Here is a 25,740-nt window from a genome sequence, read left to right on the forward strand (position 1 = left end):
CTGTTTCGCCGCCTGGGTCAGATGGCTGAACAGGGCCCCCATGACCAGGGTTGGCGGCAGGAAGGCGGCCAAGGCCACGCCGGCCTCGGCCCAACGGATACCCATGCGGCCCAGGGCGGTATAAACAGCGGTGCTCTGCCAAAGCGACCCCATGCCGGTAATACAGGTCAGGGCCTGGGCCACCAGCAGGCCGCCAAGGGTTGCTGTGAAGCGACGCCTGGAGAGAAAAAACTGGTAGCCGACCGCGCCGGCGGCGGTGCCGAAAAGATAGATCGATAAGAGGATGGCATAGCTGAATACCGTGTTTTCCAGCACCTGGCTGAGGACGCGCACGGTGAGGACTTCGTAGCCGATGCCCAGCAGGCCGGTGAGAAACAGGGTAAGCAGAAGCCGTCTGGCCGGGGCGCTTTCAAACGGCCGTCGGGATACGACCACCGGCGCTTTGGCCGGCATCTTTATTGAGAGCCCGAAGACGCCCAGGGCGCAAGCCAGGTTGGCCAGGGCCAGGAGGTACTGGGTATGGCTGAAACCCACGGCCGGCACGATCCAGAAGGTTGCCGCCAGGGTCCCGGCCACGGCCCCCAGCGTATTGGCGCCGTACAATCCACCGATATTCCGATCCGACCGGTTGATGCGCGTGGCGATGGCGACCATGGCCGGCAGGGTCGCCCCCATGGCCAGGGTGGCCGGCAGTAAAAGGATCAGGGGCAGCAGAAAGGTGACGCCCCATTGCAAAGCCGGTGGCGGGGAGACGCCCATCAGACGGGCGCCCAGGGCAGCGACCCAGGGGATCAGATGAACGAGCATTAGGGCCCAGGCCCCGATGGCCAGTTCCAGCAAGGCATAGCCGCGGCGGGGATCCCGGCGGGTGCACAACGGGGCTTCCAGCAGCCGGGCGCCGATGGCGGTGCCGATGAAAAAGGCGGCGATAACGGCCAGCACCGAGATCATCTCTGCCCCAGGCCGGCCGAGAGGGCACGGACCCAGACCATTTCGTAACCCAGGCCGGCGAAACCCGAAAGCACCATCAACAGATAGGGCAGTGCGTTAAGCATGGTTTTACTCGCGAAGTGAACGGGAAAAGGGGAGATGCAATCATCTCCCCCTTTCTTATTTTAGATTGGACGGATCGAATAACGTCCGATCGGTGGCTTAATCCAGATAGACGAAAATGGGGTTGGAGTAGAACCACAGATCGGCCCAGGCTTCGGCGGCGCCGTCCAGGCCAAGATTGTCGGCCTCGGTGTCCAGCAGCGGATTGCCATCGGCGTCGAGTTCATTCGCGGTGCCGGCGGCCAGGTTGCTGCCCCGCAGGCGGAAGTAGGTGTCACTCTCCAGATGGTTGATGCGGTAGGTGATCACGTTATACCCTTCACGGTCCGTTTTCCAGTCCTTGGATGTGAAGGTGGCGATGACCTGGGTGGTGGCGTTGGTCGCGTTGGTATAATCCGCACTGTCGGGATCGATCTTGCCGGTGATTTTGCCGGCGATCAAATCGATATGATCAACCGCCACGGCATCCGTGTTATTGTTGGTCTCCGGGCTCTTGAACTTGATGGTGACCGTTACCGGTTGTTTTTGCCAGCCACGATCCTTGATATGCATGTCTTCGCCCATGACCGCCTGGTTGTTGCGCTTGTCGGTGACGTTGAACGTCAGGGCGTTGATCAGGTCGCCGAATACGAAGTAGGCGTTTCCGGAGCGCAGGCCGTTGGCGATTTCGTTGCGCGAGTATTCGCCGTCACCATCGCTGTCAATGGCGTAAACGTAGGTTTTCTGGTACTCGCCGGGGTAGAAGTCATCACCGCCGACGGAATGATGCCTGTGATAGTCTGAGTTGGCGTAGTTGAACCAGTGGCGGCCTTCACCCAAAAGGGCGTCCCAGAGTCCGCCGACGGTCGCCGAATAGTAGCCGACACCGCCATAGGTGCCGCCGCCGGAAGCCCCAGAGCCGAAACCACCGCGGTTGTGATTGGCTTGATGCCCGGGGGCGCCTTCAAAACCGAAACAGATATCCGGTGCCGCATTGTTGTAATCACGGAAGTTTTCGATGTCGTAGCCGCCGGTGCTCCAGGCACCATGGCGTTCGATGTGGGCGAAGATGATCCAGGCGTTGTCGATCAGACCGTTGTCATACTGTTCCTGCATCCAGCTGCAGGCCGCGATGCTGTCCGCATTGGTTTCGTTTTGTTTGGCCAGCACGCCATAGGGGGTCCATTCTCCTTCCCTTGAGGTATCGTCGTCCGAATCATCGAACTGGAACTCAAAGGCGCTGATGGCCAACGGACCCGTGCTTTCGGAGACCACACCGACGCTGCAGTGCTCGTGGTCCGGAACGTTCCATTCGAGTCCCGAGAAGATTTGTCTGTCCGCGTAAGTGGCGCGGCTTTCCAGGATGTCGGGGTAAGCGAAGTCCCGTAGCTCTGCCAACGCCACATTTCCTGATGACCGCCGGAGTCCTCAAAATCTCCCAAAATCGGGTTTTTGGAGTAAACCGTCTCGTCGTCCCAGTAATTGCCGTTCCCGTCCCGGTTTCTCTCGCCGCCATGCTCGGAGTTGGCCCACCAGTCCAGACCGAATTCGTTGTTTTTTTCCATGACGAAGTCAAAAGGGGTGGCCCCGTCGGTGTAATAGGTGTGCTGGTGGAAATCACCGGAGAGCCACTGCCCCTCGGGGGCATGATAACCGTGATGATGACCGGCAAAAAACGGCTGCGGGCCGGGATCGTGACCGGCCAGCGACGGCACCGCGCCGGCCAGGCAAAGCGAAGCGGACAACACCGTGCCCAGCACCATTTTCTTCATTTTCCTGCCACTTGACTGCTGCTTCTTCATCGATTGCTCCTTGTGAAAAACGAATAGAATTGAACGAGATACCATCGTGCCTGAGCGCAAACCAACGGGGGATGCGTGAAGCCGACGAACCATGGGGGGCACCTTAATGGCGGGGTGTTAAAATGGTGTTAGGGTTGGTTTAATGTTTGGTTAGAACCGATTGAAAGAAGGAATTGATGCTATTGATATCCCATCCGGTATGGGCATGAACTTGTTAGGCCTGGGCTCTAACCGCCTCACAGCAACCATCCAGAGCAAAGCGTACGGCCGCGGCAAGCTCGTTGCGCAGAATCGGTTTTTTGACAAAGGCCCGGATACCCAAAGAGAGCGCCTCCTCCTCGTCGATGGCTTGACTGAAGCCGGTGCAAATGACCACCGGCAGGTCCGGGCGGGTGGCCATGACCCGGCTGGCCAGTTCCTTGCCGGTCATGTTGGGCATGGTCTGGTCGGTGACCACCAGGTCGAAGTGTTGGGGATCCGTCCGGAAAACCTGCAGGGCTTCGAGGCTGCTGGTCCGACCGACGACCTGGTATCCCAACTGCAGCAGCAGTTCCGACGTCATGTCGACCAGCATGGCCTCGTCGTCAACCAGGAGAATGCGCTCGTGCCCGCCGGGTATGGGCTGTTGCGCCGAAACCGCCACGACGGAAGGCTGGCCGGTACGGGGAAGATAGATCTCGAAGGTGCTGCCCACGCCGGGTTCGCTGTGGACATTGATGCTGCCGCCCAATGCCCGGACGATCCCATGAACCATGGACAGACCCAGGCCGGTGCCCTTGCCCTGGGGCTTGGTGGTGAAATAGGGGTCGAAGATGCATTCGCGCGTTTCCGGCGACATGCCGATGCCGTTGTCGGTGACCGTGATGACCGCATAGGCACCCGGTTCCAGCTTGGCGACCGTTCCGGCGAGCGGAGCCGTCAAGTCGATATTGGTCAATCCGATTTTCAGGATCCCGCCCCTTTCCTGCATGGCGTGAGCGGCGTTGGTGCAAACATTCATGACGATCTGGTGGATCTGGGTCTGGTCGGCAACCACGATGCTGGGCTGTTTATGGATGTTGTCCCGGATCTCGATGGTCGACGGTAGGGTGGCCTGCAGCAGCTTCAACGCTTCCTTGATGCCGTAACGGATTTCGATGGGTTGCTGGTCTTTCTCTTTTTGCCGGCTGAAGGTGAGGATTTGGTTGATCAATGCCTTGGCCCGCTGGCCGGCACTGAAGATCTGGTCCAGGTTATGGTTCAGGCCGTTTTCCGGAGCGATTTTTAACTTGCATAATTCGGTGTTTCCCAGAATGGCGGCCAGGATGTTGTTGAAGTCGTGGGCCACGCCGCCGGCCAAAGTGCCAATCGCCTGTATCTTCTGCGCCTGATAGAGCTGCGCCTCCATCCGCTTGGAAGTGGTCACGTCACGCATCAGGCACAACTCCGCGGGTTTGCCTTCCCAATCGATGGGCACCGAATGCATTTGCAGCCAGCAACGCTCGCCCCGTTTGGTGTGCGCCCGAACGGTCGGATAGGATGGCGGTGATTTCCGGTTAACGGGGTGCTGAACGCCCATCACGGCTTGCCGGTCTTCGGGATCGATCAGGGAAGAGAAAGGAATCTGTCGAAGATCGGCTTCCGCGTATCCGAAAACCCGTTGGCGCTCGGATTGGCGAAGGTAATCATCTGCTTTTGAATGACCACGATGAGATCATGGGCGTTTTCCACCAGCAGCCGGTATTTCTCCTCGGAGCGTCGGCAGGCGTCGAACATTTCTCGCAACCGGCACTCGCTGTCGGCCTGGGCCTCCTCGGCCTTGTGCCGCCGCTTGAGTTCGGCCTTGAGGTCGGTGTTCCGGCGGGCCAGCTCGAAAGTCCGCGATCGGATGCGGTGTCGCAGGATGGTGACGTGCACGAAGGCGCCCAGAAGGCCGATGGCGGTAACCAGCAGCCCCAATTTGAGGTAGCCGAGGATGCGCAGCTCCGTCCGATTGTCAAAAAGGGCATTCAGGTGGCGGTGGTAGGCCGAGGTCGGATCGGCCTTCATGCGCCGCAGGTGGTAGTCGATGGGGTTGAGTAGTCGTTCCCGGAGCGCCGATCGGGCGGCGAAACGATAGTCGGTCGGCGGAAAGAGGATCGCCGTCTGGATGAGTTGGGAGTGCTTCAGTTGAACGGCACTATAAAGCCGGTCGACCACGGCGGCATCGATCCACCTTTTGTCGAGAGCCGCGAGCATCTCCCGGCCGGTTTTGAATTCGACCAACTGGATGTCGAGTCCCAGGCCGTCCAGCATTTTACGGGCGGTGACGCCCTGGGCATTTTGCTCCGGGATGCCGACGGTATGACGATTGAGATCCAGAATCGACTGAACCGAAATGGACGGGTGGGTATAAATTTGGGACCATGTGGAAAGCACACTCTCCTGGGAGATCACTTGCTGTCGCGGATTGCAAGGCAGGTTCGGCACGCCCGTGAGAAGATCGACACGACCGTCGGCCAAACGTGCCTGACCTTCCGTCAATGTTCCCGAGGTGTATTGGATGGACCAGTTCTCCTTTTCGGCGACGGCGTCGAGCACCAGATGCCAAACCTGGCTGCAATCGGGTGCCATCGACCGCGTGGCATCGAACACGCGTACAAGGGTTTGATTGTTGGCCGTCCCTTTGTCGGTGGCGAAAAGGACCAGCATGACGATGCCCAAAGCGGAAATCAGACGTCCGGCAAACCGCCATCCGTTCCGGCGGCGTTCGGACGGTCGATTCAGGGTGGGGCCGTATAGATGATGGACCGGATGGTTCGCTCGGCACATTGGATCGCCTCGTCGGGTAGGGGAGCGTAGGACAGTTCGGCAGCAAAGGGCTGCCCGTCATGGACAATGAACCGCAAAAAATCGACCAGCATATCGGATTTTGCATGCGTGCGTTGGCCGTAGGCCTGCTCTTGGTAGACCAGAATATAGGTGAAGGCGCTGATGGGGTATCCATCGGGCACGGCGGTATCGGATATCAGCATTCTGGCATCGTCGGGCAAGGGAATCTGGGCCGCCTGGGAGACCGTTTGCGGCGTCGGCTTAATATAGCGGCCGGACTGATTGCGGATCGCGGCCACCGCCAGGCCCTGGGCTTCGGCATAGTTCAGGGATACGTAACCGATGCTGCCGGGGATCCGGGCGACCATCGCGGCGACCCCGGCATTTCCCGAGGTCCCCATTCCCACCGGCCAGTTCACGCGTTTGCCACGGCCCACGGACGTCCGCCACACCGGCTGGTTTTGGAAAGATAATCGGTCAGGATGTAGTTCGTCCCGCTGCTGTCCGCCCGATGCACCACGCGGATGGTCAGCTTTGCCGGTATCACCCCGCTATTGATGGCGCGGATGGGCTTGGCCGACCACCGGGTGATTCGCCCCATGAAGATATCGGCCAGAAGCGCCGGATCCAGATTCAGGGTCGGGTTGCCCGGCAAATGGGTGATGATGGCCACGGCGCCGATGCAGGTGGGAATGTGCAGCAGTGGTGAGGGCAGTTTGGCCAGTTCCCCGTCGGACAGATAAATATCCGATGCGCCGAAATCGACCTTTTTCTCCAGCAGCAGGCGGATACCCGCGCCGGAACCGACACCTCGATAATCGATACGGACACCGGTGCGCTTTTTATAGACCTCGATCAAACGCTGGTAAAACGGACGGGGAAAAGTGGCCCCGGCGCCGCTGAGGATTTCCTGGGCGTCGGCGAGAGCCGTCCAGATCCAGACCCCGACCAGTCCCCATATGCCCACCAGGTAGCCGATAAAGATGCGACGAATCATATACCCCATTATCCGCTGATCATTCAGATGAGTGTCAATGTGGCCGATAAATGTTAGAAATTGGCTAGACATTGAAAAAATATGGGCATTCGAACAAAAATCTGATTTTGAAGGGATCGATCCTTCAAATTACCACCCCAGGCACTGGATGCGGAGATCCGCCATCCAGCGCCGGCTTGGTTTTGCCGAATTCCGGATGCTGGCCTGACCCTATTCGATTCGAAAGCGGAGTCTCTTCATGGCAAAATCGACGGATGCATTCTGGACGTCCCTCCTGGACCGGTTGGCGCTTGCTTTTCAACCTATCGTCAATATCCACAGCGGTGCCTGTCCCGGCTATGCCGTCAGCATCGAAAATACCGGTCAGGCCGATTCCGAACCTCTGTCAGGCCTATTTGACCGCGCCCATGGGGAAGGACGCCTGGCCTTTTTCCAGGGATGGCTGCTGCGCAAGGCCATGGCGCAATTGGGCACCCTTTCCCGGGATTCCCGGGCTGTCCTTTTTTTTGACCTGGATGCGCGCCTCCTTGCCGATGAAAACGAGGATGTCGACGCGCTTACTGAGGTATTGACGCACGACGGCATTCCGGCCTGTGTTAAAACCGGTGTGGTGATCGGTTTGCAACCGCCGATTGACAGCCTGCCGATGATTCCGCGATGGTTGCACCGCCTGCGGCAAGACGGCTTGCGGATTGCCGCGGGCGGATTCGGAGAAGGGGCTGCCGGACTGCGCCTGCTCTATGATTGGCGGCCGGAATACATCACGCTCGATCGTTTTTTCATCGACAGGCTCGACGGTGACGCGGAAAAGCGCATGCTCGCAACCTGTCTGGTCGCCGCGGCCCATCAACTGGGGAGCCTCGTGATTGCCGACGACGTGCGGCGGGAGGATGAATTCCATGAATGCCGGAAGCTCGGCTGCGATTTGGTGAAGGGCCTACTGATCCAGCCACCGGTGCGGGATACCACGCGCCTGGCGAACCAGTATGCCGTTGTCGCCCAATGGTGCGAATGTGACCGGCGGAAGGTCGGCCATTTGGAGACCTCCCTGCTCGAATCGGAGATCGAGGCGATCCCGCCGATACGTTATGATGCACCGATGACCGACATCCTGGACGCCTTCAAGAACCACATCACGCGTACCTTTTTCCCGGTGGTCGACGCCGCCGGCGAACCCCTGGGCATCATCCGCGAGTCGTCCATCAAGGCCTTCATCTACTCTCGATACGGGCGTTTCGTTTTGGAGAACCAGGCCCTAAAGAAAAATATCGATGAATTCATCACCCGTGTGCCCCGGATGGATGTGCATATGCCCATCGACCATATCCTGGATCTTTTTTCGGGAAATGCCCCCCTGGAGGGGATTCTGGTCACGCGGGAGATGCGCTATGCCGGTTTCCTGAATGCCCAATCCATGCTGAAAATTCTCAACGAGAAGAAATTGGCCCTGGCCCGGGACCAGAACCCCCTTTCCAACCTGCCCGGGAACAACTGCATTTTTGCCTATATCTCCCAGGCCCTGCGCGATGTCTCGGACAACTATAGCTTGGTCTACTTCGACTTCGACAACTTCAAAGCTTATAACGACAAGTATGGCTTTCGCCAGGGGGACCGGGTGATCCTGCTTTTCGCCGAGATGCTGAAGGCCTTTGACCCGAGCCGCGACCGGTTCGTCGGACATGTGGGCGGCGATGATTTCTTCATGGGTGTCAAGGGTCGTCCCCCGGAAACGGTCATCAGCGACGTACGGACCATCGCCGGGGAATTCAAGACCAGTGTGGAAAGCTTTTATCCGAAAGAGGCGCTCGACAAAGGCTGCATCCAGGCGCGGGACCGTGACGGCCAACTGAAATGCTTCCCCTTGATGACGGTCAGCAGTGTCATCCTCAACCTTCCGAAAGATGTCCACCGGATTTACTCGCCGGAGGAGATCGGTGTGTTTATCGCCGGTATGAAGAAAAAGGCCAAACAATCGCCGGGCAGGCTCTCGGCGGCCAGCCTGGTGCACGTCGACTGGCAATCGCCGGAAGTGAACCCGCCGACCGATTGAGATTTTTGTATTCAGCGCCAGCGGCAACCGCGCCTATTCGATTCCGATCTCGTGCAGAACTGCGGCCATGGCCTCCAGCAGGCGATGCATGTCGCCGGCCTGCACATCGCCGATATTGCCGATGCGGAAGGTCTCGCATTGGGTCACCTTGCCCGGGTAGATCACGAAGCCTTTTTCCTTCAGCGCGGCGTAAAAGCGCTTGAAATCCCAGGTGGGGCGGTCCGGCGAATGAAAGGCGGTGATGATGGGCGATTGCAGCGCCGCGGGCAGGAGGGGGGCGAATCCCAGATCCCGCATGCCGGCCACGAGGATGCGCTGGTTGTCGCCGTAGCGCTTGTGGCGCGCCGGGATGCCGCCCTCGACGGCGAGTTCTCCCAATGCCTGGGCAAAGGCCCGCACCACGTGGGTGGGAGAGGTGAACCGCCATTTGCCGGGGTGGGTCTCCATGGTCTGCCACTGGTCGAAAAGATCCAGGCTCAGGGAGCGCGCCTGACCGCGGGTGTGCTCCAAAATTTCTCTCCGGGCGATCACGAAACCGAATCCCGGTACGCCCTGAATGCACTTGTTGGCGCTGCTGATCAGGTAGTCCACGCCCATCGACGCGACATCCAGGGGCACGCCGCCGAAACTACTCATGGCGTCGAGGATGAAAATGCGCCTGTGGGCCTTGACGATGCGGGCGATCTCGGCTGCCGGGTTGAGCATGCCGGTGGTGGTTTCACAGTGCACCACGGCCACGTGGTGATGGCGGGGTCGGCGGCAAGAACGGTATCCACACGCTGCGTATCCGGCGGAGCCAGTTCGCCGCTGTCGATCACCCGGTGGTCGATGCCGCAACGCCGGGCGATGTCGACGATACGCCGGCCATAGGCCCCGTTGGCCAGAACCAGCAGTTTCCCCGTAGGCGGGATGGCCGTGGTCACGGTGGCCTCCACGCAAAAGGTGCCGCTGCCCTGCATCAAGACGGCGGTGTGGGTGTCAAGGGCGCCGGCCAGACTCACCAGGTCGTGGCGGACGCTTTGCACCAGCCGGTTGTAATCCGCGTCCCAGGTACACCAGTCGCGTAGCATGGCCGCCTTGACGGTCTTGGTGGTGCTCAAGGGGCCGGGGGTGAGCAGCAGGTAGGGGTTGTCGGGCAGTTGATCTGGGTTCATGCGCTTGCAGCACCTTTCGTACCAAGGGTTTCGATGACCGATTCGAGGATCGTCAGGGCGCGGTCCAGTTCGGTTTCACCGATCGTCAGGGGTGGGGTCAGGGTGAGAAAACCGCCGTGGGAAACCTTGAAGCTGAGTCCCATTTCAAGGCAAGCGTACAGGATGCGGTCGGCCGCATCCACGGCCGGGGTTTTCCGGGCGGGGTCCGTCACCAGATCCAGACCGAAGAGCAGGCCACGGCCGCGCACATCCCCGATCAGGGGAGACTTTGTCTGCCAGCCGGAAAGTCGCTTCATGGCCGCATCCCCTAGCGCACCGGCCCGCGTGGCAAGTGCTTCCTCAAAAATGACGTCGAGGGTGGCCAGGGCCGCGGCGCAGGCCACGGGGTTTTTCTCATGGGTATAGTGCCCGAGGCTTTTTCCGGCGCCATGTCCAGATCGATGCGCGCCACGATCGCCGCCAGGGGAAACACGCCGCCGCCCAGGCCCTTGCCCAGGATGAGGATGTCGGGCACCACGCCTTCATGCGCGAAAGCAAAAAGGCGCCCCGTGCGGCCCAGGCAGACGGCGGTTTCGTCGAAGATCAACAGGGCGCCGTGGCGGTCGCAGGCGTTGCGCACGCGTTGCCAATACCCCGGTGGCGGCGGATTGACCGCCGTGCAGCGGATCGGCTCGGCGATCACCGCGCCGATGTCGCCCTCCCGTTCCATCACGTATTCGATGTAGCCGCGCATTTGAGATCGCAGGCGGCGCAGTCACCATTGGCATTCCACACGCAGCGGTACGGGTCGGCCGGCGGCACATGCACGCAGCCGGGCAAGAGCGGCCCGATGCCGCTGCGAAAGAGCGCTTCGCCGCCCACTGAAATGGCGTCCAGGGAAGCGCCGTGAAAACTGTCCCACATGGAAATGGTCTTGAAGCGGCCGGTGGCTGTCCGGGCCAGCTTGAGCGCCATGCCCACCGCGCTGGTGCCCCCCGGGACCAACAGCACCTTGCCCAGGGGCATGGGGGTGATTTCCGCCAGTTTCTCGGCCAGCGCGATTGCCGGAATGTTGGTGTAGCGCCGCGGGCAGAAGGGCAGGCGATCCAGTTGCGCCTTGATGGCGGCGATCACCCGGGGGTGGCCGTAGCCCACCTGGTGGACGCTGTTGCCGTGAAAATCGAGGATCTCGCGGCCCTGGCGATCGGTCAGGGTGGTTCCCTGACAGCTATCGAGCAGATTGAGGCAAGGCGTGGAGAGACTCTGGCGCAGGTAGGCGCGCGCATCGCGGTCGAGCCAGGCCTGGGTTTGCCGGTCGATGTGGCGGAACTGCCAGGCCTGGCGATAACTCGAGCGGTTGCTGTCGCCCTCGCTGGGCACATCCGCGCGGTTGTCGGATGGGTGCGTCATGCGGCGGTGCTCCTTTTTGTCGCGCCGGCGGCATCCGGGTGCTCACCTTCGACTAAGCGGCGGCTGATAGCGTCGACCACCGCCAGGCATTCCCAAATCCCCCGGACCACATAATGGGCCCCGGCATCCGCGATAGCGGGCCTCGATGGCCGCCAGCCGTGCCGTCAGGTCTTGCGGGGCCAGCGCGTCCACCAGGTCTTGGGGCAGTCCCAGTTCATTGCCCGATTGGGTCAGGCCGACGGTCCACATGCCGGCGTTGCGCCCCTCTTCCACATCACTGATCGTATCGCCGATTTTCACCATCGCCGCCATGGGATAAACGCCCAGGGCCATGGCGTTCTGGTAGCACATCCAGGGATGCGGACGCCCCTGGGGGACATCCGAGGCACACACGCTAACGTCCGGTACATAGCCGTATTCGGCGGCCTTGGGGCTCAGAGCGGCCATCATCGGCGCCGTGTAGCCGGTGCAGGCGCCGATCTTGATTCCCCGTTCGTGCATGGCGGCGACGAACGGCAGCAGGCCATCGATGGGCCGGGCGTGATGGACGATGGTCTCGACCATCATCGGCTCGGTACGGGCATATAACCGGTCCACGTCGCTTTCATCGGGAACGCGGCTGTGGCGCTGCCGCCATTGGGCGACAACGCCGGGCAGGGCGCACATCCGGCGGATGTGGTCTTTCTTGGCCAGGCCCATGAATTGGCGGGCGTCGGAGACGGTCACCTGGATATCAAAGGCGGCGAAAACATCCACGAAAACGGCGGCCGGACCCATGCAGCCGTAATCGACGGTGGTTCCGGCCCAGTCGAGCACCACGGCCTGAACCGGGCCGATGGTCGGGGCAGGGGGAGAAAAAACGGTCATCGAGGATTTTCCTTTCGAGATGTCGCGTTAACGGTTGGCCCAGGCCTGGCTGCGGGTCTTGATCCGCCGTGTGAGAAAACCGTAGAGGATGCGCACGGTAAGGTTGGTGAGCAGAATCAGCACCGACATGGCGCAGGCCGGGGCCACGTCGCCGGCGTCGTCCATGTTGGCCACGGCCACCGACGCCAAAGGTAGATCCGCCGAGTAGAGGAAGATCACCGCAGACACGGTGGCCATGGAATTGACGAAGTAGTACATGCCGATTTCCAGGATTGCCGGGATGCAGACAGGCACCGTGACGCGCATGAACGTTCGGGTAAAGGCGACGCCCATGGATTCGGACACGGTTTCGAATTCGCGGTCGAGCTGCTTGAGGGCCGTGGTGGCCGTGAGAAAACTGACCGAGAAAAAGTGCACGATGTTGCTGATCACCAGAATCGCCATCGAGGCGTAGATGACATTCAGGGGGTTGGGCAGAAAGACGCCGCCGATGCGCCAACCCGGCGCGTTGAAGAAGAAGATATACGCCAGACCGATGACCAGGCCGGGCAGGGCCAGGGGCAGGATGGCGAGAAAATAGGCCGCCTGGCGCAGGATCTTCATCTGACGGGTCTTCTCGATGAGATAGGCGCTGCCGAAGGTGATCGCCGTGCCGAAAACGGCCGAATAGAGACTCATGCGCACACTGTTGAAGAAGGCGGCATAGCCGCCTCCGCCGGTGCCCGAGAAGTGATAATGCCAGAATCCCAGGGTGAGGGTGTAGGGCCATACCTTGACCAGGGAGGCGTACACGGCGGTGAGATAAAAACCGAGGATGAGAACCGCGCCCAGGCCGCAGAATCCCAGGTAGAGCCGGTCGCGCAGTGCCTGCGGCCGGGGAACCAGGGGGACCGATTTGGCGGCGATCTGGGAGACCTGCCGGTGCTGGACGATGCGGTCGACGACAAAGGCCACCACCGTGGGAATCAGCAGCACCACGCTGACCACGGCGCCCATGGTAAAGTTCTGCTGGCCGATCACCTGTTTGTAGATGTCCGTGGCCAGGATGTTGGTGTTGCCGCCGATCACCTTGGGGGCACCGAAGTCGGTAAAGGCCAGGATGAAGCAGACCATCACCGCGCTGGCCAGGCCGTAGCGCACGCCGGCAGGGTCACGGTGAAGAAGCTGCGCACCCGGCCGGCGCCCAGGGACTCGGCGGCTTCGTAAAGGCGCGCGTCGGTCATGGTCAGGGCGATGGAGAGAATCAGCACGGCCTGGGGAAAGGTGAACAGGACCTCGGCGATGATGATGCCCACCGATCCGTACACGTGGATGTCCATGCCGGGCAGGGCGCCGAAGAATCCCCGGGTGATCAGTCCCTTGCGGCCGAAGAGATAGACCAGCGCGATGCCGTTGAGCAGGGTCGGCGCGAACAGCGGCATCATGGCGACGGCCTTGAAGAATCCCTTGGCCGGCATGCGGGTGCGGGTGAGGGCGTAAGCCCAGGGGAAGCCGAGGCCGACGGCGAACAGGGTGGTGACCGTCGAAACAAAGAGGCTGTTGAACAGGGCCTGGGAGAGGGCCGGTGTCTTGAAGTAAGTGATGAAGTGGGCAAGCCCCACGAAACGGCCGCTGTCGTCGATAACGCTTTTGACCAGCAGTTGGAACAGGGGCAGAACCACCACCACCATCAGCCAGACGCAGACCAGGACGATCAAAAGACGTTTGATCCATTGCTCTCGGTCCAGGTTGGTCGCCACGGTAAAGGTGCCCGGTTTTAGCTGTTTCTCGGCGGTGATGGTTGACATGATCGTGTTTTGCTCGAGCGTCAGATTCTTACCTGAACCCCTTCGTTGGCATACACCCGCAGCCGATCGACGGGCAGGTATACCGGTAAGTTTGTGTCCGGGGTGATCGCCAGATGTCGGACGGCGTGGGTGGGCACTTCGGCCGTGAGCGTGCCGGCACCATGGGTTGCATTCGGCAAACAAAGATCGATGCGGAACAGCGAGCCGCGGTACTCCATGCCGGCCACCCGGGCGTTCAAGCGATTGGGCGCGGCGGGATCGCCCTGCAGGAGAATGTCCTCGGGCCGGATCGCCAGGGTGACGCGGCAGCCGGCGGGCAGGCGGCTGCTGCCGTTTTCGCCGCTGATGCGCAGCCGGGTATTGCCGATGCCGTAAAGCCCGTTGTCGATCTTGGTGGCGCCCTCGATGAAATTCATCGTGCCGATGAAATTGGCCACAAAGGGGGAAGCAGGCTTGTCGTAGATCTCGTGGGGGGTGCCGTCCTGGGCCAGACGGCCCTGCTCGATGACCAGAATGCGGTCGGCCATGGTCAGGGCCTCTTCCTGATCGTGGGTGACCATGATCGTGGTAATGCCCAGGCGCTGCTGAAGCTGGCGGATTTCGCCGCGCAGCTTCTGCCTCACCTTGGCGTCCAGGGCGGAGAGGGGCTCGTCCAGCAGCAGAAGATCCGGTGCAACGGCGATGGCGCGCGCCAATGCGACCCGCTGCTGCTGGCCGCCGGACAACTGGGCGGGGTGCTTCCGGCCCATGCCGCCCAGCCCGACCAGGTCCAGCAGTTCATCCACGTGGGCATTTACCGCCGATCGGGGCTTTCCCTGGCGCTTGAGGCCATAGGCGATGTTCTCACGGGCGGTCAGGTTGGGGAAAAGGGCGTAGGATTGGAAGACAATGCCGACCTTGCGGCGTGAGACGGGAAACGCGGAAACATCCCGGCCCTCGATGAAAACGGTCCCGCGGGTCTGCCGTTCCAGGCCGGCGATGACGCGTAAAAGGGTCGTCTTGCCGCAGCCGCTGGGGCCGAGAATGGAGATGAATTCTCCCCGCGCGGCGGAGAAGGAAATCCCCTGAAGGGCGGTGAACTGGCCGAAGACTTTGGAGACGTTCTGCACTTGCAGGTAGGTCGGTTTGTCGTTCATGCTTGCTCCGTATCTTGACGGATTCGTAAAAAGCCCGATATCGGCGTTACGCGTATCCCTCGTCACTGCGGCGTACGCAAAAGTACGCCTCATTCCTCGGAATTCGCAAGCCTTGATCTCGGGCTTTTTACGAATCCGTCGGAAATGCGGCTTTATATTATTTGGGATCGCTCTTGCCGTCGTAGCGGCGGGTCCACTCATCCAGGATGCGCTGGCGGTTCTTGGCGGCCCAGTCGAAATCGTTTTTGATGAGCTGGTTTTCGGGATCAGCCGGGAAGCCTTCGGGGATCGGTACGCCGGTGGCATAGGCCGTGACCGGGTAGACCTGGGCGTAGGCCTTCATGATGTCCTCACCGATGGCCCAGTCCAGAAAGGTTTTGGCGGCCGGTTTGATGGTGGCCTTCTTGATCAGGCAGTTGGCTTCCACATCCCAGCCGGAACCCTCGGCAGGAAAGACTGTCTGGACCGGCTCGCCCTTTTGCTTCTGCATGAAACCCCGGTAGGCGAAGGAGACGCCGATGGCCACTTCACCGGCACCGGCCAGCTTGCAGGGCTTGGAACCCGAGTGGGTGTAGCGGGCGATATTCTCGTGCAGTTTATCCAGGTAGGCCCAGCCTTTTTCTTCTCCCATGGACTGCAGAATTGCCGACACGGTGAGGAAACCGGTTCCCGAGGAAGCCGGATTGGGCATGGCCAACTGGCCTTTGTAGACCGGGTCGAGCAAATCGTTGAAGGACTTGGGAATCGGTAGGTTGAGGGCGTCGCATTCGATGGTGTTGACGCAGAACCCGGTCATCCAGGCCTTGATGCCCACCCAGTGAGGCGGATTATTGGCGTCGCGCATCTTCGGACGCACCTTGTCGAGCCCCTTGGGGGCGTAGGGTTCGACCATGCCGGCCTGATCGCAGAGCATCAGGCTGGTGGCGGCGGTTCCCCAAACCACGTCGGCCTGGGGATTGTCCTTTTCGGCGAGCAGCTTGGCCGTGACAATGCCCGTGGAATCGCGCACGATCTTGACCTCGATGCCCGGATGATCCTTTTTGAAGATCTCCAGGTAGCGCGGAATCTCGTCGTCTTCCAGGGCCGTGTAGACCAGGAGCTCCTCGGCGCTGGCGGCAGCGGCGCCGATCAGCATGAAGAGGACCATCAGGATGCCGGCAAGGGCGCTCAGTTTCAGGTGGGGCTTTCGCATGGCGTGTTCTCCTTTATCATCGGTTCAATGCAAACGGATCGTTCCGCCGTATGGCGGAAAAAAGGCGCCGGGTCGTTGAGGCGCTCCGGCGGGGTCTGGCGAATGGAATGGGACGGCCGGTCGGCGCGCAATTGCCGTACCGAGCGAACCACACTGAAAAAGGCCTGCACCGGCTGAAGGCGTTCGAACGCGGGCAGACAGACGAAATACTGCTTGGCCAAAAGGTCGATGCCCTTCACCGGTATACCGACCAGCCGTTCATCGGGGACGAATTCGTCCGCCAGGGCAATCCCGAAGCCGATGCCGGCGGCCACGGCGGCCTTCATGGCCTCCCAGGCGTCCAGTTCCAGGACCACGCGTAGGGCGATCCCGCGATCCTTGAGGCGTTTTTGAAAGATCTGGCGGGTCATGGAGGAGGGGTGACGGGCCACCATGGCTTGGGCGTCCAGTGCCTCGGCGGCGATAAACGGCACTTTGGCCCACGGATGGCGGCGGTCCACGAAAAGAACGATGGACTGGTCGCTGTAGTTCAGGTTGAACAGGCGCGGGTCCGGCGCCTCGCCGGTCACCTCGGCAAGATCCAGGCGGCCGGCGAGCACATCGGCGATCAGGTTGGCGGAATCACCGATGCGGGCTTTCACCTGGATGCCGGGGTAGCGCTCCATGAAGACCGCCAACAGGTCCATGACGAAGTAGTGGCAGGACAGGCCGATGGCCAGGTTTCCGCTGGTCAGCGAACCGGCGGAGGCCAGCGTCTTTTCGAAGTCGTCCAGCAAGCCGAGGATGGTCCTGGCTTTGACCACCAGGCTTTCTCCCAGCCTGCTGAATTCCAGTTGACCGCCGTTACGCCAGAACAGCTTGACGCCATGGTGCTCCTGCAACCGGCGCAATTGGATGGAAACGGCCGGTTGGGTCAGGCCGAGGTGCTTGGCCGCGCCGGCAAAGGTTCCGGCCTGGGCCAGGGCGTCCAGGGCTTTGAGTTGGTTCAGATTCACGCTGGGTCAAGTCCTAACAAAGAGTGTGAAGGCTGTCCCTGTCTGGGATCGGTGCAAGAGTAGGGCGAGATGGTTGGGATATGATTAGGGAAGTGTTAGATTTGTATTAACCGGATTTAGCCGATCTTGGGGAGGTCTAAATGGGATTTATAGGGCTATCTTTGGTGAGTATGCCCTGTTTTGATCTTGCATTAGATAAACTCGGCGAGCTATTCTCATCTGACAGGGTGCTTGGTTACGTCGCTGCCATTGTTGAAAAATTGTTGGCCTTGATCCGCCTGAAACGGCTTGAGGAGGCTACACGCCTCTTTTCCAGTCTTTTCGAGAGTGAAGACCTTCTGGCGGAATGCTTCCATTCAGTCATGGATCGTATCATTGAGTTTGTATCCCAGGGATTCGAGAGAGAGATCTTGCAGCTTTTGTCTCACCCCTCGGCCAAAGCCAAGCTGGAGCCATTGGTTGTAGCCAAGGATGTGATCCAGCGTATCGAAGAGAAGCGGACCGCTTTGAAAAATAGATAACCAATGCCTTGCAGCCGGAGGACTGTAACAGAAATGGTGGAAACAACTAAACCCATGTCGAGCTTCAGCTTCAAACTGATGAAGCTGATGTTCAAGTTTCGAGATCTCTTTAATCCTCGTTTGGATGTTTTAAAAGAAGCTGGCATCGAGCGCGGATTCACCGTTCTCGATTTTGGCTGCGGCCCCGGTGGGTATATCATGCCGCTTGCCGATTTGGTGGGGCCTTCAGGTAAGATCTATGCCTTGGACATCCACCCCCTTGCCGTTCAGGGTGTCAAGGATATGGCCGCAAGGAAAGGTATCGAAAACATCGAGACCATTGAATCCGACTGCGGCACCGGGCTTTCCGACAATCGTGTGGATACGGTTCTCTTGTATGATGTATTCCACGATCTTGCTTGCCCGCAGGACGTTTTGCAGGAACTAAACAGGGTACTTAAACCCGCAGGCACATTGTCCTTCAGCGATCATCACCTGAAAGAAGATCAAGTGCTTTCCCGGTTAACGGGGTCCGGCATGTTCAGGTTTTTAGGAAAGGGCCGTAAAACCTACACCTTCGTTAATGTGTAGGGAGGGACCCGGTCACGATGGTCGTTGCATTTGCATGGGTATAACCATGATGAACTACACTATCGAACCCGCCGTTGAGAGTCACTATATCGGTCTGCACCGCGCCATCGATATCGTTGCCCGCGAAAAGAAATATTTGGCTTTTACCCAGGCTCCGCCGTTGGAGCAGTCGCTTGAATTCTACCGGATGCTTCGGCGCTTGGGTGCGCCGCATTTTGTGGTGCTCAAAGAAGGTGAAATTGTCGGCTGGGTTGATGTTTCCCCGCATATGGGTGAGTCGCGGGCCCATATTGGGATTCTGGGGATTGCCCTGTTGCCATCCGCACGCCACAAAGGCCTTGGCGCGCGGTTAATGCAAGCTGCGATGGATACGTCCTGGGAGAAAGGCCTTTCGCGGATCGAACTCCACGTTCGGGCCGACAACATCAATGCGAAAGCGCTCTACGAACGTTTTGGTTTCGAGATTGAAGGTATTTTGCGTCGCGGCAGCCTGATCGACGGGCAGTATCATGACGTTTATGTCATGGCTCTGCTTCGTTAACTGGGGTTGTATCTACGTTCCGTGGTGGTGTTGCTTTTTTTCTCACGCCATTTTTTTACGAATCGACGCGCATTTCACATCCCGGCTTTTTTGAGTAGCGCAAATGTATCTTGAAAATCGGTTTCTCGGGTATCGATAAACCCTTGTATGTTTGTGCCGGATCTGAAAGCGACCGCTTCTGGTGAATTGTCGCCTTCAAGATCGAGCAGCGCTTTTTTCAGGTCCTGGATTTTTTTTCGATCGGCCTGATAAGACGCGATGAGTGTTCCATTGGGGTGTTGTCTTGCATCGCTACCAATCTGCTTAAGTTGTGGAAATTTCTTTTTTGAAGCATCCCAGACGGTATTTTTGACGACGGCATAGTCAACTTCATGGCTTCTCAATTTTTCAAGCGCATCGCTGTGTGACTTTGTCAGTACCATTTGGCCGTCAGCCAACAGGTCGGCGCGAACAAAGATCTCTCCGCTGGACGCAAGTTCGCACGCCGCAATTTTCTTGCCTTTCAATAAGGATAGGATGCCGTCTGATTCATTTGTGCCGGCAGGTCCGATAATCACCGCTGAATAGGTGCTGACCCCATTCGGATCAATTGGACGGACCACAGGATACGCGATTTTTTCCTTGATCATCAATGCGGCAATGCAAGATCCGGTGAACATGATATTGACGACGCCATTCTGGAAATTTTTCGATGCCAGCGGGTAGCTATTGTATGCGTACAGGACAGGCTTGATTCCCTTGCGGTTAAGGTACGCTTTCAATAATCGATATTCGCTGCTTTCCGTTTTCTTATCTTGAATGACGGCAATTTTGATATCAAATGAATGGGCTGTGTTTGCCGCCAAAATAGCACAACAGGCGATGATCAGGGTTTGAATTGTTTTTTGCATGGCAATCGTGATTTTTCTCCTTCCCATGAAGTTGACGGTGACAATCCACCTTGCCCAACCCGTGACCGATTTGCGATTGCGATAGGCTTGCACCGTCCTGATTCCTATTATCGGTCATTCTTCCAAGCAACATTAAACCTCTAAATATAAGTCATGAAACGACCTAATTGCTTGACGGAACAACCTGCTTGTTGGATTATTGTTCCGGCAGATGGCCTTTCTTCCGGACATGCAGGCGTCATCAAAAAGGGGTGCAATGAAGAAGCGAAAATACCTTGGGCTTTGGATGCTTATTGTGCTTTTGAGTGGATGCACGCAGGTCAATCGGGCAAAAACCTATCTGATATCGCCATCTACTCTGGGAATGGAAAAAATTGCCCCCCACGTGTTCGTCAATCCCGATATGTCACCTGCGGACAGAGAGAAAGTCGCAGGCATTGCCATGGCGGCAAAAGAAAAAATCATCAATTTCTATGGTGGTGTTATCAGCGCCCCGGATATTCTCGCATGTTCTACGCAAGCCTCTTTTAAGCGTCTGGGGGGAACTTCTCAACGTGGGTTGCTTCTTGGAACATCCAAGATACTCATCTCTCAAAAAGGGCTGACGACTCCCATTCTGACGCATGAATGGTCGCATGCCGAGCTTAGGGCAAGGATGGACGCGAAAATGGGCGGGGTGTTTGGCATCTCTTCCATGCCCACATGGTTTGACGAAGGGCTCGCGGTCGTGGTGAGTGAAGAGCCGTCCCATTCCGAAAAAATGATGAAAGCCAAGTCCATACTCGGAAACCTTCAACAGATCCCGCCACCCGGTCGGCTGAAGTGTTGGTTCTGATTTGTATCGATGATTTTGAACTGAAAGAAGTAAAATGAAAAACATTATAGAAACCTCAAAGAAGATGCAGAGAGAAGCCTGGTCCGTCATTGAACACACCGATGTCATAAAAATTTGGTCTTCGATTGGGGCCACCATCAACCTGGTCGGGTCTTTAAAGACCGGCTTAATGATAAAGAATCGCGATATCGATTTTCACATCTATACCCATCCCTTCAAGCTTGCGGATAGCTTTTTGGCAATATCCAAACTTGCTGAGAACAGACGCATTAAGACGATTAATTATTCAAATTTGCTGGAAGCCGAGGATAGATGTATTGAATGGCATGCTTTTTATGAGGATCGAGATGGCAAGACATGGCAAATTGATATGATTCATATTCTTAATGAATCGCCCTATGCCGGTTATTTTGAAAACGTGGCGGAACGTATTTCCAACGCTTTGACCCACGACATGCAAGAAGCGATTCTTAGGATAAAAAACACCATTCCGATCGAAAGAAAGGTGATGTCCATTCAGATCTATCAAGCTGTCATTGAAGGTGGTGTTCGCGATGTCGAAGCATTTTGGCGCTGGAAGGAACAAAACCCCAATGACGGCATTGTTACCTGGGTACCCTAAAATAAAACCCACGCTGGAAGGCGCTGGCGTTCATTGGAAAAGAGTTTTTGGATTCAGCAAAGTAAATGCTCATCGCGGAAAAAGTTCACACAAATCCGCGATGAGCCTTTTTTTCAAATTCAGCGCCTGTTAGCTTATCTTTAAAACAAGCCCAACACCGCAATCTCCTGCCGCACAACCCGCAAATAGAAAATAGCCACCACCCAAAAGGACAACTTCTTCAATCCCCTCGATAATAGCACGTCCTGCAGTTGGCCCTTGCGGATGACCATAAACCAGGGAACTGCCGTAATTATTAAACTGTCTGACATCAATAGACATTTCTTTTGCCATGAACAAATCATTTGTCGCAAAAGGATTATGCGTTTTGATGGCCTTGAGATCTTTTACACTGATATTAGCGTTCTCTAATGCCTTTTTTGCGGCAGGCGGCGGTCCCATGGGCATATATCCCGCTTTCGCCCTGTGATAGCCATAGGAAATAATTTGGATGCATATATCAGCATTCGTGCTTAAATCTTTTGCATTGTCTTTTGTCGTCACAATCAATCCGCAATTCCCGTCTGCTGGGTGGGTTTGGGAAGCGGAGGTGATAATGCCACCATTTAGTGCGGGTTTGAGCTGTTTAATACTTTCCTCGGTATGTAGGAAGATCCCCTCATCCTCTTCCAATACAATTTTTTTCTTTTTTGATATATTCGCCTCGACTGGGAACATATACCGTTTTTGGAATTCTCTGTCATTTTCAAGCGCATCTTTGTATTGTGAGTATCTCACCCAAGCATCTTCATCAAGCGCTTCTTTCGAAAGTCCAAGCTCTTTTGCTACTCTTTCCGCCGTGACAATCATTGCATCGCCAGCCCAAGGATCTTTATTGAAATTATCCATCATCCAGTTCTCGGATTCCACTTGACCCCCAGGACCTTTTGGATTCGGCCAAACTGTATGTGCGCCATTTGACGTGCGATCAGCCATCAAGGTAAAAACATTGTTGTAAACGCCATTTTCGACATTGACGGCCGCCTGCCAAACACATGTTGCTGAAGTCGTGCAAGCTTGACTGATTGTCATTCCGGATATGTCGGGGTTACCCATGAGGGCAGCCGTCCATGGGGCACCATAAAACCACTGTTTTTGACCAATCGTCGCCCCTAAAATGAGATAATCGATATCCTTTGGATCGATCTTTTTTGCGGAAAACCATCTTTTGGCTGTATTTGCTCCCAGGATTAGAGAGTGCTCATTGGAAAGCGTGCCTTGCCAACGTGCAAATGGAGTTGAATAATAGCCACCATATGGTATAAATGCTTTTGTCAACATCGTTAATTTCCTTTCTGCCCGTTTAGTAATTCCACTTGCAAAATAATCACTTGCTTTTTAGCCCTTCCCTGAGCTTATATCTTAATATTTTTCCTATGGAGCTTTTTGGTAATTCATTTAAAAAGATTATCTTTTTGGGTACCTTGTAGCCACCAATATATTGTCTGCAGTAATCCCTTAGTTCATTGTCGGTGACCTCTTCATCATCTGTTTTTACAACCACTGCGGTTACTATTTCTCCCCATTTTGGATCTGGCTGACCGATAACGGAAACTTCTTTAACAGCAGGATGATTACAAAGAACAGATTCGACTTCTGTTGGGTATACATTCTCGCCGCCGGAGATAATCATGTCTTTTTTTCTATCAATAACATAGACATATCCTTCTTTGTCTTTCATGCAGATGTCCAGCGGATAATACCATCCTCCTCGATAGACCGATTTTGTTTGTTCGTCTTTATTCCAATATCCGCTGGTAATGCCCAATCCGCGAACTCTCATTTCGCCGATCTTTCCGGGAGGACAAATATTATCATTTTCGTCGACAACCTGAATTTCCGTGTCTATAAACGCTCTTCCGCATGAACCTAATTTCTGCTTGTCTTCCCCACTCATGGCCTTTTCAACATCATCCGTCAGTAACAAAGTCGCCGGTCCAGTAGTTTCCGTAGCACCAAACAAACTATAAAATACATTTCCGAATTTATTTAACACTTTTTCATATGAAGCGGCACTAAGCGGAGCGCCGGCAAAGTGGAGGCTTTTTAAACTGCTAATGTCGTATTTATGAACGTCGGGGTATTCACTAAGATAAATTACCATCGGTGTGATGAGCATGCCTGTTGTTACTTTGTATTTTTCAACGAGGCTTAAAAAGTCTACAACGTCCCATTTGTTCATTATTACACATGGATTTCCACCATACTGATTCAGCATGACATCAGCACCACCGGCTATATGAAATAGCGGTACGGCCAAAATGCCGAACTCGTTTCTGGTTAGCTTTAAATTCAGATTATATGCTCTTCCGGCATGATAAAGATTGCGATGGGTGGTTATCGTTCCTTTTGGCGATCCAGTCGTTCCGCTTGTATAAACTAGGGCGGCAATATCATTTTCGTTAATGCTGACATTTGGTATATCGGATGACGAATTTTCAAGTAAATCTTCATAGTGTTGCCAGTCATCCGGCATATTTTCTCGATTTCCAATATAAATAAAGTGTTTTACAAATTTTAGGTCGCTTTTAATCTTGTTTATAAAAGGGATGTACTTTTCCTGGACGATCAAAACGGCAGCTTGACAGTCTGAAAGTGTTATCAAAATTTCCCTCGGTGCCAATCGAAAATTGAGTGGAACCGAAATTAAACCCGCGCAAGGCCCGTTTAGCCAAAATTCAATGGCTTCTATACAATTTTCTGCCAATAACGCGATTCTATCACCTTTATTAAGGCCCATATTTAACAATGTGTTGCCCATTTTAAAGACTCTATTGCTAAATTCCAAAAAACTATACTTTTTATCATTCTCAACAAATGCTAACTTATCTGGATTATGTTCAATATTTCTTTTCAAGATAGTTCTTAAGGTACAAATAGTATTCATAATCCACCTTTTATTAAGATTTAGAGGTTCCCTTTAAAATATAATGAAGGCTATTTGTTTTTGAATTCTGGTTTTCTTTTTTCTAAAAAAGCATTTATTCCTTCTTTTCTGTCCTCTGTATTGAAAAGATCAGAAAAGAGTTTTGTTTCCATGCGAAGACCATCTTCAAAGATTGTTTCAAGGCCTTTGTTAATCGCTTTTTTTGAGTTGACAATTGCAAGCGGACCATTGCTAACGATTTGTTTGGCTATCTTTTGGGCTTCTTTAACACAATCCCCTTTTTGGCAAACCTGTTCGATTAAGCCAATTTCATATGCAATCTGAGCTGTTATTGGATTGCCGGTTAGTATCATTTTTTTGGCATTTCCTACTCCTACAAGCCTGGTTAATCGTTGTGTTCCACCGGCGCCAGGCATCAACCCCAATTTGACTTCAGGAAAACCAAACAAGGCAGTTTCATCGGCAACCCGAATATCACATGCAATCGAGAGTTCACATCCGCCACCTAATGCCAACCCGTTGATTGCAGCAATTATTATTTTTTCAGAGGATTCGATTTTATTAAATACTTTCTGGGATCCAGCAGACATTTGGATGGCGTTGTTCTCATCAAAACTGATTATTTCCTTAATATCCGCACCCGCCATAAATGCTTTGTTTCCAGCTCCGGTGATAATGACAACCCTTACATCCGGCATTTTATCAAGATCATCAAAAATAGTATCTATTTCCTCTTCAAATTGATGATTCAATGCATTGACCGGTGGTCTATTCAGGGTAACCAATGCTATGCTTGTATCTATTTCAATATTGATAAATTTAAAATTTTTCATTTTTTACCTCATGCTTTTATCAAAATACAAAAAGATCTAAACCGCCAGTTAGCATGATATTTGCCCCAGTTATATACTTGGCGTCTTCAGAAGATAGAAAATTTACCAGAGCCGCCACATCTTTTGGATCTCCTTCCTTTTTCAATGCAACGCGTTTAAGGATTTTTTCTTTCGCTTTTTCATTAAGATCATCGAAAGCATTGGTGCCAAAAACACCTAATGTGATCACATTTGATGTTACACCGAACGCTGCACCTTCCAGGGCAATTGTTTGGTAAGTCCAATCAACCCGGCCTTGCTTGAGGAGTAGGAACACTGGCCATAGCCTCCCATTGTTCCTGCTACTGAAGAGATATTGACGATACGGCCCCATTTGTTTTCAATCATTGAAGGTAATACTTGTTTTACACAATAAAACGCCCCAGAGAGGTTCACTTTAATTTCATTATCCCATGCCTGTGGCGCCATTTTGCTTATGGTGTTCATGTTTGTCATAATGGCTGCATTGTTTATTAAAATATCTACGGACCCAAGCTCTTGCGTTATTGTATCGAACCCCTCTTTAACTGATTCAAAATTGCTTAGATCTATTTTTACTGCACATGATTTACACCCTTTACTTATTATTTCATTTGAAACCGATTTCGCTTCTTCGTAAAGAATATCTCCAACGGCTACAGCATAACCCTTTTCTGCTAGAGATAATGCGATCGCTCTACCATTGCCTTTGCCCCTTGCCGCGCCACTGACAAAACAAACTTTATTTTTCGACATAATCTCACCTCTTTTTTGTTGTCATGAAATTAAGATT

Annotated in this window: 28 protein-coding genes and 1 pseudogene; 7 read left to right on the forward strand and 22 right to left on the reverse strand. The window is 55.3% G+C overall.

Annotation, left to right across the window (positions count from 1 at the left end; translation table 11 throughout):
* Window positions 1-951 (reverse strand): fused MFS/spermidine synthase (locus JCM12296_RS09475; protein ID WP_172683829.1); only part of this gene is annotated, 951 nt, incomplete at its 3' end.
* 201 nt (window positions 952-1,152) lie between these two features.
* Window positions 1,153-2,430 carry a CehA/McbA family metallohydrolase domain-containing protein gene (locus JCM12296_RS09480; RefSeq protein WP_054691887.1) on the reverse strand — a complete coding sequence of 426 codons (1,278 nt, stop codon included), beginning with the start codon at window positions 2,428-2,430 and terminating at the stop codon, window positions 1,153-1,155.
* 14 nt (window positions 2,431-2,444) lie between these two features.
* Between JCM12296_RS09480 and JCM12296_RS38095 the strand changes: the two genes are divergently transcribed.
* Window positions 2,445-2,819 (forward strand): hypothetical protein, encoded by a 375-nt coding sequence (locus JCM12296_RS38095; protein ID WP_157067502.1) that lies wholly within the window; start codon window positions 2,445-2,447, stop codon window positions 2,817-2,819.
* Between the two features lie 229 nt (window positions 2,820-3,048).
* Here the strand turns inward: JCM12296_RS38095 and JCM12296_RS09490 are convergent, their stop codons facing one another.
* Genes JCM12296_RS09490 through JCM12296_RS47270 form a run of 4 tightly spaced genes read right to left on the reverse strand, consistent with a single transcriptional unit; the run spans window position 3,049 to window position 6,621 of the window.
* The gene (locus tag JCM12296_RS09490) at window positions 3,049-4,437 is read right to left on the reverse strand and encodes an ATP-binding protein (RefSeq protein WP_306303998.1); all 1,389 of its coding nucleotides are present in this window, start codon (window positions 4,435-4,437) and stop codon (window positions 3,049-3,051) included.
* Window positions 4,419-5,624 (reverse strand): substrate-binding periplasmic protein, encoded by a 1,206-nt coding sequence (locus tag JCM12296_RS09495; protein ID WP_054691896.1) that lies wholly within the window; start codon window positions 5,622-5,624, stop codon window positions 4,419-4,421. Before JCM12296_RS09495 ends, JCM12296_RS09490 begins: the two co-directional genes overlap by 19 nt.
* The gene (locus JCM12296_RS47265) at window positions 5,576-6,061 is read right to left on the reverse strand and encodes a substrate-binding domain-containing protein (protein WP_054691899.1); all 486 of its coding nucleotides are present in this window, start codon (window positions 6,059-6,061) and stop codon (window positions 5,576-5,578) included. The genes JCM12296_RS09495 and JCM12296_RS47265 overlap by 49 nt, the downstream gene beginning before the upstream one ends.
* A complete protein-coding gene (locus JCM12296_RS47270) occupies window positions 6,040-6,621 on the reverse strand; it encodes a phosphate ABC transporter substrate-binding protein PstS (RefSeq protein WP_172683830.1) in 582 nt (193 codons plus the stop codon). Before JCM12296_RS47270 ends, JCM12296_RS47265 begins: the two co-directional genes overlap by 22 nt.
* A 238-nt stretch (window positions 6,622-6,859) precedes the next feature.
* Between JCM12296_RS47270 and JCM12296_RS09510 the strand changes: the two genes are divergently transcribed.
* Window positions 6,860-8,671, forward strand: a complete 1,812-nt coding sequence (locus JCM12296_RS09510; RefSeq protein WP_054691905.1) for an EAL domain-containing protein — start codon at window positions 6,860-6,862, stop codon at window positions 8,669-8,671.
* Window positions 8,672-8,704: 33 nt separating this feature from the next.
* Here the strand turns inward: JCM12296_RS09510 and JCM12296_RS41580 are convergent, their stop codons facing one another.
* The 11 genes from JCM12296_RS41580 to JCM12296_RS09545 all read right to left on the reverse strand — a co-directional run bounded on the left by JCM12296_RS41580 (window position 8,705) and on the right by JCM12296_RS09545 (window position 17,191).
* A complete protein-coding gene (locus JCM12296_RS41580; protein ID WP_218188021.1) occupies window positions 8,705-9,400 on the reverse strand; it encodes a 2-aminoethylphosphonate--pyruvate transaminase in 696 nt (231 codons plus the stop codon).
* Window positions 9,304-9,825 carry a hypothetical protein gene (locus JCM12296_RS41585; RefSeq protein WP_218188022.1) on the reverse strand — a complete coding sequence of 174 codons (522 nt, stop codon included), beginning with the start codon at window positions 9,823-9,825 and terminating at the stop codon, window positions 9,304-9,306. Before JCM12296_RS41585 ends, JCM12296_RS41580 begins: the two co-directional genes overlap by 97 nt.
* Window positions 9,822-10,208, reverse strand: a complete 387-nt coding sequence (locus JCM12296_RS47275) for an aminotransferase class III-fold pyridoxal phosphate-dependent enzyme (RefSeq protein WP_218188023.1) — start codon at window positions 10,206-10,208, stop codon at window positions 9,822-9,824. The genes JCM12296_RS41585 and JCM12296_RS47275 overlap by 4 nt, the downstream gene beginning before the upstream one ends.
* On the reverse strand, window positions 10,133-10,534 hold the full coding sequence (locus JCM12296_RS47280) for an aminotransferase class III-fold pyridoxal phosphate-dependent enzyme (protein ID WP_281491965.1): 402 nt from the start codon (window positions 10,532-10,534) through the stop codon (window positions 10,133-10,135). Before JCM12296_RS47280 ends, JCM12296_RS47275 begins: the two co-directional genes overlap by 76 nt.
* Window positions 10,534-11,214, reverse strand: coding sequence for an aminotransferase class III-fold pyridoxal phosphate-dependent enzyme (locus tag JCM12296_RS47285; protein ID WP_218188025.1), 681 nt, complete (start codon window positions 11,212-11,214; stop codon window positions 10,534-10,536). The genes JCM12296_RS47280 and JCM12296_RS47285 overlap by 1 nt, the downstream gene beginning before the upstream one ends.
* Window positions 11,215-11,256: 42 nt before the next feature.
* Complete coding sequence (phnX, locus tag JCM12296_RS09525; protein WP_218188026.1) at window positions 11,257-12,081, reverse strand: phosphonoacetaldehyde hydrolase; 825 nt, start codon at window positions 12,079-12,081, stop codon at window positions 11,257-11,259.
* Between the two features lie 27 nt (window positions 12,082-12,108).
* The gene (locus JCM12296_RS41605) at window positions 12,109-13,221 is read right to left on the reverse strand and encodes an ABC transporter permease subunit (protein ID WP_218188027.1); all 1,113 of its coding nucleotides are present in this window, start codon (window positions 13,219-13,221) and stop codon (window positions 12,109-12,111) included.
* On the reverse strand, window positions 13,194-13,868 hold the full coding sequence (locus JCM12296_RS41610) for an ABC transporter permease subunit (protein WP_218188028.1): 675 nt from the start codon (window positions 13,866-13,868) through the stop codon (window positions 13,194-13,196). The genes JCM12296_RS41605 and JCM12296_RS41610 overlap by 28 nt, the downstream gene beginning before the upstream one ends.
* 20 nt (window positions 13,869-13,888) lie before the next feature.
* On the reverse strand, window positions 13,889-15,004 hold the full coding sequence (locus JCM12296_RS09535; protein ID WP_054691908.1) for a putative 2-aminoethylphosphonate ABC transporter ATP-binding protein: 1,116 nt from the start codon (window positions 15,002-15,004) through the stop codon (window positions 13,889-13,891).
* A 157-nt stretch (window positions 15,005-15,161) separates the two neighbouring features.
* Window positions 15,162-16,196: a putative 2-aminoethylphosphonate ABC transporter substrate-binding protein gene (locus tag JCM12296_RS09540; RefSeq protein WP_083456003.1), complete on the reverse strand. Its 1,035-nt coding sequence runs from the start codon at window positions 16,194-16,196 to the stop codon at window positions 15,162-15,164.
* On the reverse strand, window positions 16,178-17,191 hold the full coding sequence (locus JCM12296_RS09545) for a LysR substrate-binding domain-containing protein (protein ID WP_054691911.1): 1,014 nt from the start codon (window positions 17,189-17,191) through the stop codon (window positions 16,178-16,180). Before JCM12296_RS09545 ends, JCM12296_RS09540 begins: the two co-directional genes overlap by 19 nt.
* 140 nt (window positions 17,192-17,331) lie before the next feature.
* Between JCM12296_RS09545 and JCM12296_RS09550 the strand changes: the two genes are divergently transcribed.
* Genes JCM12296_RS09550 through JCM12296_RS09560 form a run of 3 tightly spaced genes read left to right on the forward strand, consistent with a single transcriptional unit; the run spans window position 17,332 to window position 18,823 of the window.
* Entirely contained in the window at window positions 17,332-17,712 is a 381-nt protein-coding gene (locus tag JCM12296_RS09550) for a hypothetical protein (RefSeq protein ID WP_054691914.1), read from the forward strand.
* Between the two features lie 33 nt (window positions 17,713-17,745).
* On the forward strand, window positions 17,746-18,282 hold the full coding sequence (locus tag JCM12296_RS09555) for a class I SAM-dependent methyltransferase (RefSeq protein WP_213182308.1): 537 nt from the start codon (window positions 17,746-17,748) through the stop codon (window positions 18,280-18,282).
* Between the two features lie 46 nt (window positions 18,283-18,328).
* Window positions 18,329-18,823: a GNAT family N-acetyltransferase gene (locus JCM12296_RS09560; RefSeq protein ID WP_213182307.1), complete on the forward strand. Its 495-nt coding sequence runs from the start codon at window positions 18,329-18,331 to the stop codon at window positions 18,821-18,823.
* Between the two features lie 74 nt (window positions 18,824-18,897).
* Here the strand turns inward: JCM12296_RS09560 and JCM12296_RS09565 are convergent, their stop codons facing one another.
* Entirely contained in the window at window positions 18,898-19,806 is a 909-nt protein-coding gene (locus JCM12296_RS09565; RefSeq protein WP_054691917.1) for a phosphate/phosphite/phosphonate ABC transporter substrate-binding protein, read from the reverse strand.
* A gap of 118 nt (window positions 19,807-19,924) precedes the next feature.
* Between JCM12296_RS09565 and JCM12296_RS09570 the strand changes: the two genes are divergently transcribed.
* The gene (locus tag JCM12296_RS09570) at window positions 19,925-20,548 is read left to right on the forward strand and encodes a hypothetical protein (RefSeq protein ID WP_054691920.1); all 624 of its coding nucleotides are present in this window, start codon (window positions 19,925-19,927) and stop codon (window positions 20,546-20,548) included.
* A gap of 34 nt (window positions 20,549-20,582) precedes the next feature.
* Window positions 20,583-21,170 carry a nucleotidyltransferase domain-containing protein gene (locus JCM12296_RS09575; RefSeq protein WP_054691921.1) on the forward strand — a complete coding sequence of 196 codons (588 nt, stop codon included), beginning with the start codon at window positions 20,583-20,585 and terminating at the stop codon, window positions 21,168-21,170.
* A gap of 129 nt (window positions 21,171-21,299) precedes the next feature.
* Here the strand turns inward: JCM12296_RS09575 and JCM12296_RS09580 are convergent, their stop codons facing one another.
* The 4 genes and pseudogenes from JCM12296_RS09580 to JCM12296_RS09600 all read right to left on the reverse strand — a co-directional run bounded on the left by JCM12296_RS09580 (window position 21,300) and on the right by JCM12296_RS09600 (window position 25,703).
* Window positions 21,300-22,490 (reverse strand): thiolase family protein, encoded by a 1,191-nt coding sequence (locus JCM12296_RS09580; protein WP_054691924.1) that lies wholly within the window; start codon window positions 22,488-22,490, stop codon window positions 21,300-21,302.
* 46 nt (window positions 22,491-22,536) lie between these two features.
* A complete protein-coding gene (locus JCM12296_RS09585; RefSeq protein ID WP_172683831.1) occupies window positions 22,537-24,066 on the reverse strand; it encodes a class I adenylate-forming enzyme family protein in 1,530 nt (509 codons plus the stop codon).
* An 80-nt stretch (window positions 24,067-24,146) separates the two neighbouring features.
* Complete coding sequence (locus tag JCM12296_RS09590; RefSeq protein ID WP_054691930.1) at window positions 24,147-24,929, reverse strand: enoyl-CoA hydratase/isomerase family protein; 783 nt, start codon at window positions 24,927-24,929, stop codon at window positions 24,147-24,149.
* A gap of 19 nt (window positions 24,930-24,948) precedes the next feature.
* Window positions 24,949-25,703 (reverse strand): annotated as a pseudogene (locus JCM12296_RS09600) (3-oxoacyl-ACP reductase family protein).
* Window positions 25,704-25,740: the final 37 nt, after the last annotated feature.

Source organism: Desulfosarcina cetonica JCM 12296, from assembly GCF_001311845.1.
Taxonomy (GTDB): Bacteria; Desulfobacterota; Desulfobacteria; order Desulfobacterales; family Desulfosarcinaceae; genus Desulfosarcina; species Desulfosarcina cetonica.

Bases quoted from the DNA above. Each gene is read 5' to 3' on its own strand.
- JCM12296_RS38095 (WP_157067502.1), top strand. From the start codon at position 2,445: ATGACCGCCGGAGTCCTCAAAATCTCCCAAAATCGGGTTTTTGGAGTA.
- JCM12296_RS09495 (WP_054691896.1), bottom strand. From the start codon at position 5,624: ATGTGCCGAGCGAACCATCCGGTCCATCATCTATACGGCCCCACCCTG.
- JCM12296_RS47270 (WP_172683830.1), bottom strand. From the start codon at position 6,621: ATGATTCGTCGCATCTTTATCGGCTACCTGGTGGGCATATGGGGACTG.
- JCM12296_RS09510 (WP_054691905.1), top strand. From the start codon at position 6,860: ATGGCAAAATCGACGGATGCATTCTGGACGTCCCTCCTGGACCGGTTG.
- JCM12296_RS41585 (WP_218188022.1), bottom strand. From the start codon at position 9,825: ATGAACCCAGATCAACTGCCCGACAACCCCTACCTGCTGCTCACCCCC.
- JCM12296_RS47280 (WP_281491965.1), bottom strand. From the start codon at position 10,534: ATGGAACGGGAGGGCGACATCGGCGCGGTGATCGCCGAGCCGATCCGC.
- JCM12296_RS47285 (WP_218188025.1), bottom strand. From the start codon at position 11,214: ATGACGCACCCATCCGACAACCGCGCGGATGTGCCCAGCGAGGGCGAC.
- phnX (WP_218188026.1), bottom strand. From the start codon at position 12,081: ATGACCGTTTTTTCTCCCCCTGCCCCGACCATCGGCCCGGTTCAGGCC.
- JCM12296_RS41610 (WP_218188028.1), bottom strand. From the start codon at position 13,868: ATGTCAACCATCACCGCCGAGAAACAGCTAAAACCGGGCACCTTTACC.
- JCM12296_RS09535 (WP_054691908.1), bottom strand. From the start codon at position 15,004: ATGAACGACAAACCGACCTACCTGCAAGTGCAGAACGTCTCCAAAGTC.
- JCM12296_RS09540 (WP_083456003.1), bottom strand. From the start codon at position 16,196: ATGCGAAAGCCCCACCTGAAACTGAGCGCCCTTGCCGGCATCCTGATG.
- JCM12296_RS09550 (WP_054691914.1), top strand. From the start codon at position 17,332: ATGGGATTTATAGGGCTATCTTTGGTGAGTATGCCCTGTTTTGATCTT.
- JCM12296_RS09555 (WP_213182308.1), top strand. From the start codon at position 17,746: ATGGTGGAAACAACTAAACCCATGTCGAGCTTCAGCTTCAAACTGATG.
- JCM12296_RS09560 (WP_213182307.1), top strand. From the start codon at position 18,329: ATGATGAACTACACTATCGAACCCGCCGTTGAGAGTCACTATATCGGT.
- JCM12296_RS09570 (WP_054691920.1), top strand. From the start codon at position 19,925: ATGGCCTTTCTTCCGGACATGCAGGCGTCATCAAAAAGGGGTGCAATG.
- JCM12296_RS09575 (WP_054691921.1), top strand. From the start codon at position 20,583: ATGAAAAACATTATAGAAACCTCAAAGAAGATGCAGAGAGAAGCCTGG.
- JCM12296_RS09580 (WP_054691924.1), bottom strand. From the start codon at position 22,490: ATGTTGACAAAAGCATTTATACCATATGGTGGCTATTATTCAACTCCA.
- JCM12296_RS09590 (WP_054691930.1), bottom strand. From the start codon at position 24,929: ATGAAAAATTTTAAATTTATCAATATTGAAATAGATACAAGCATAGCA.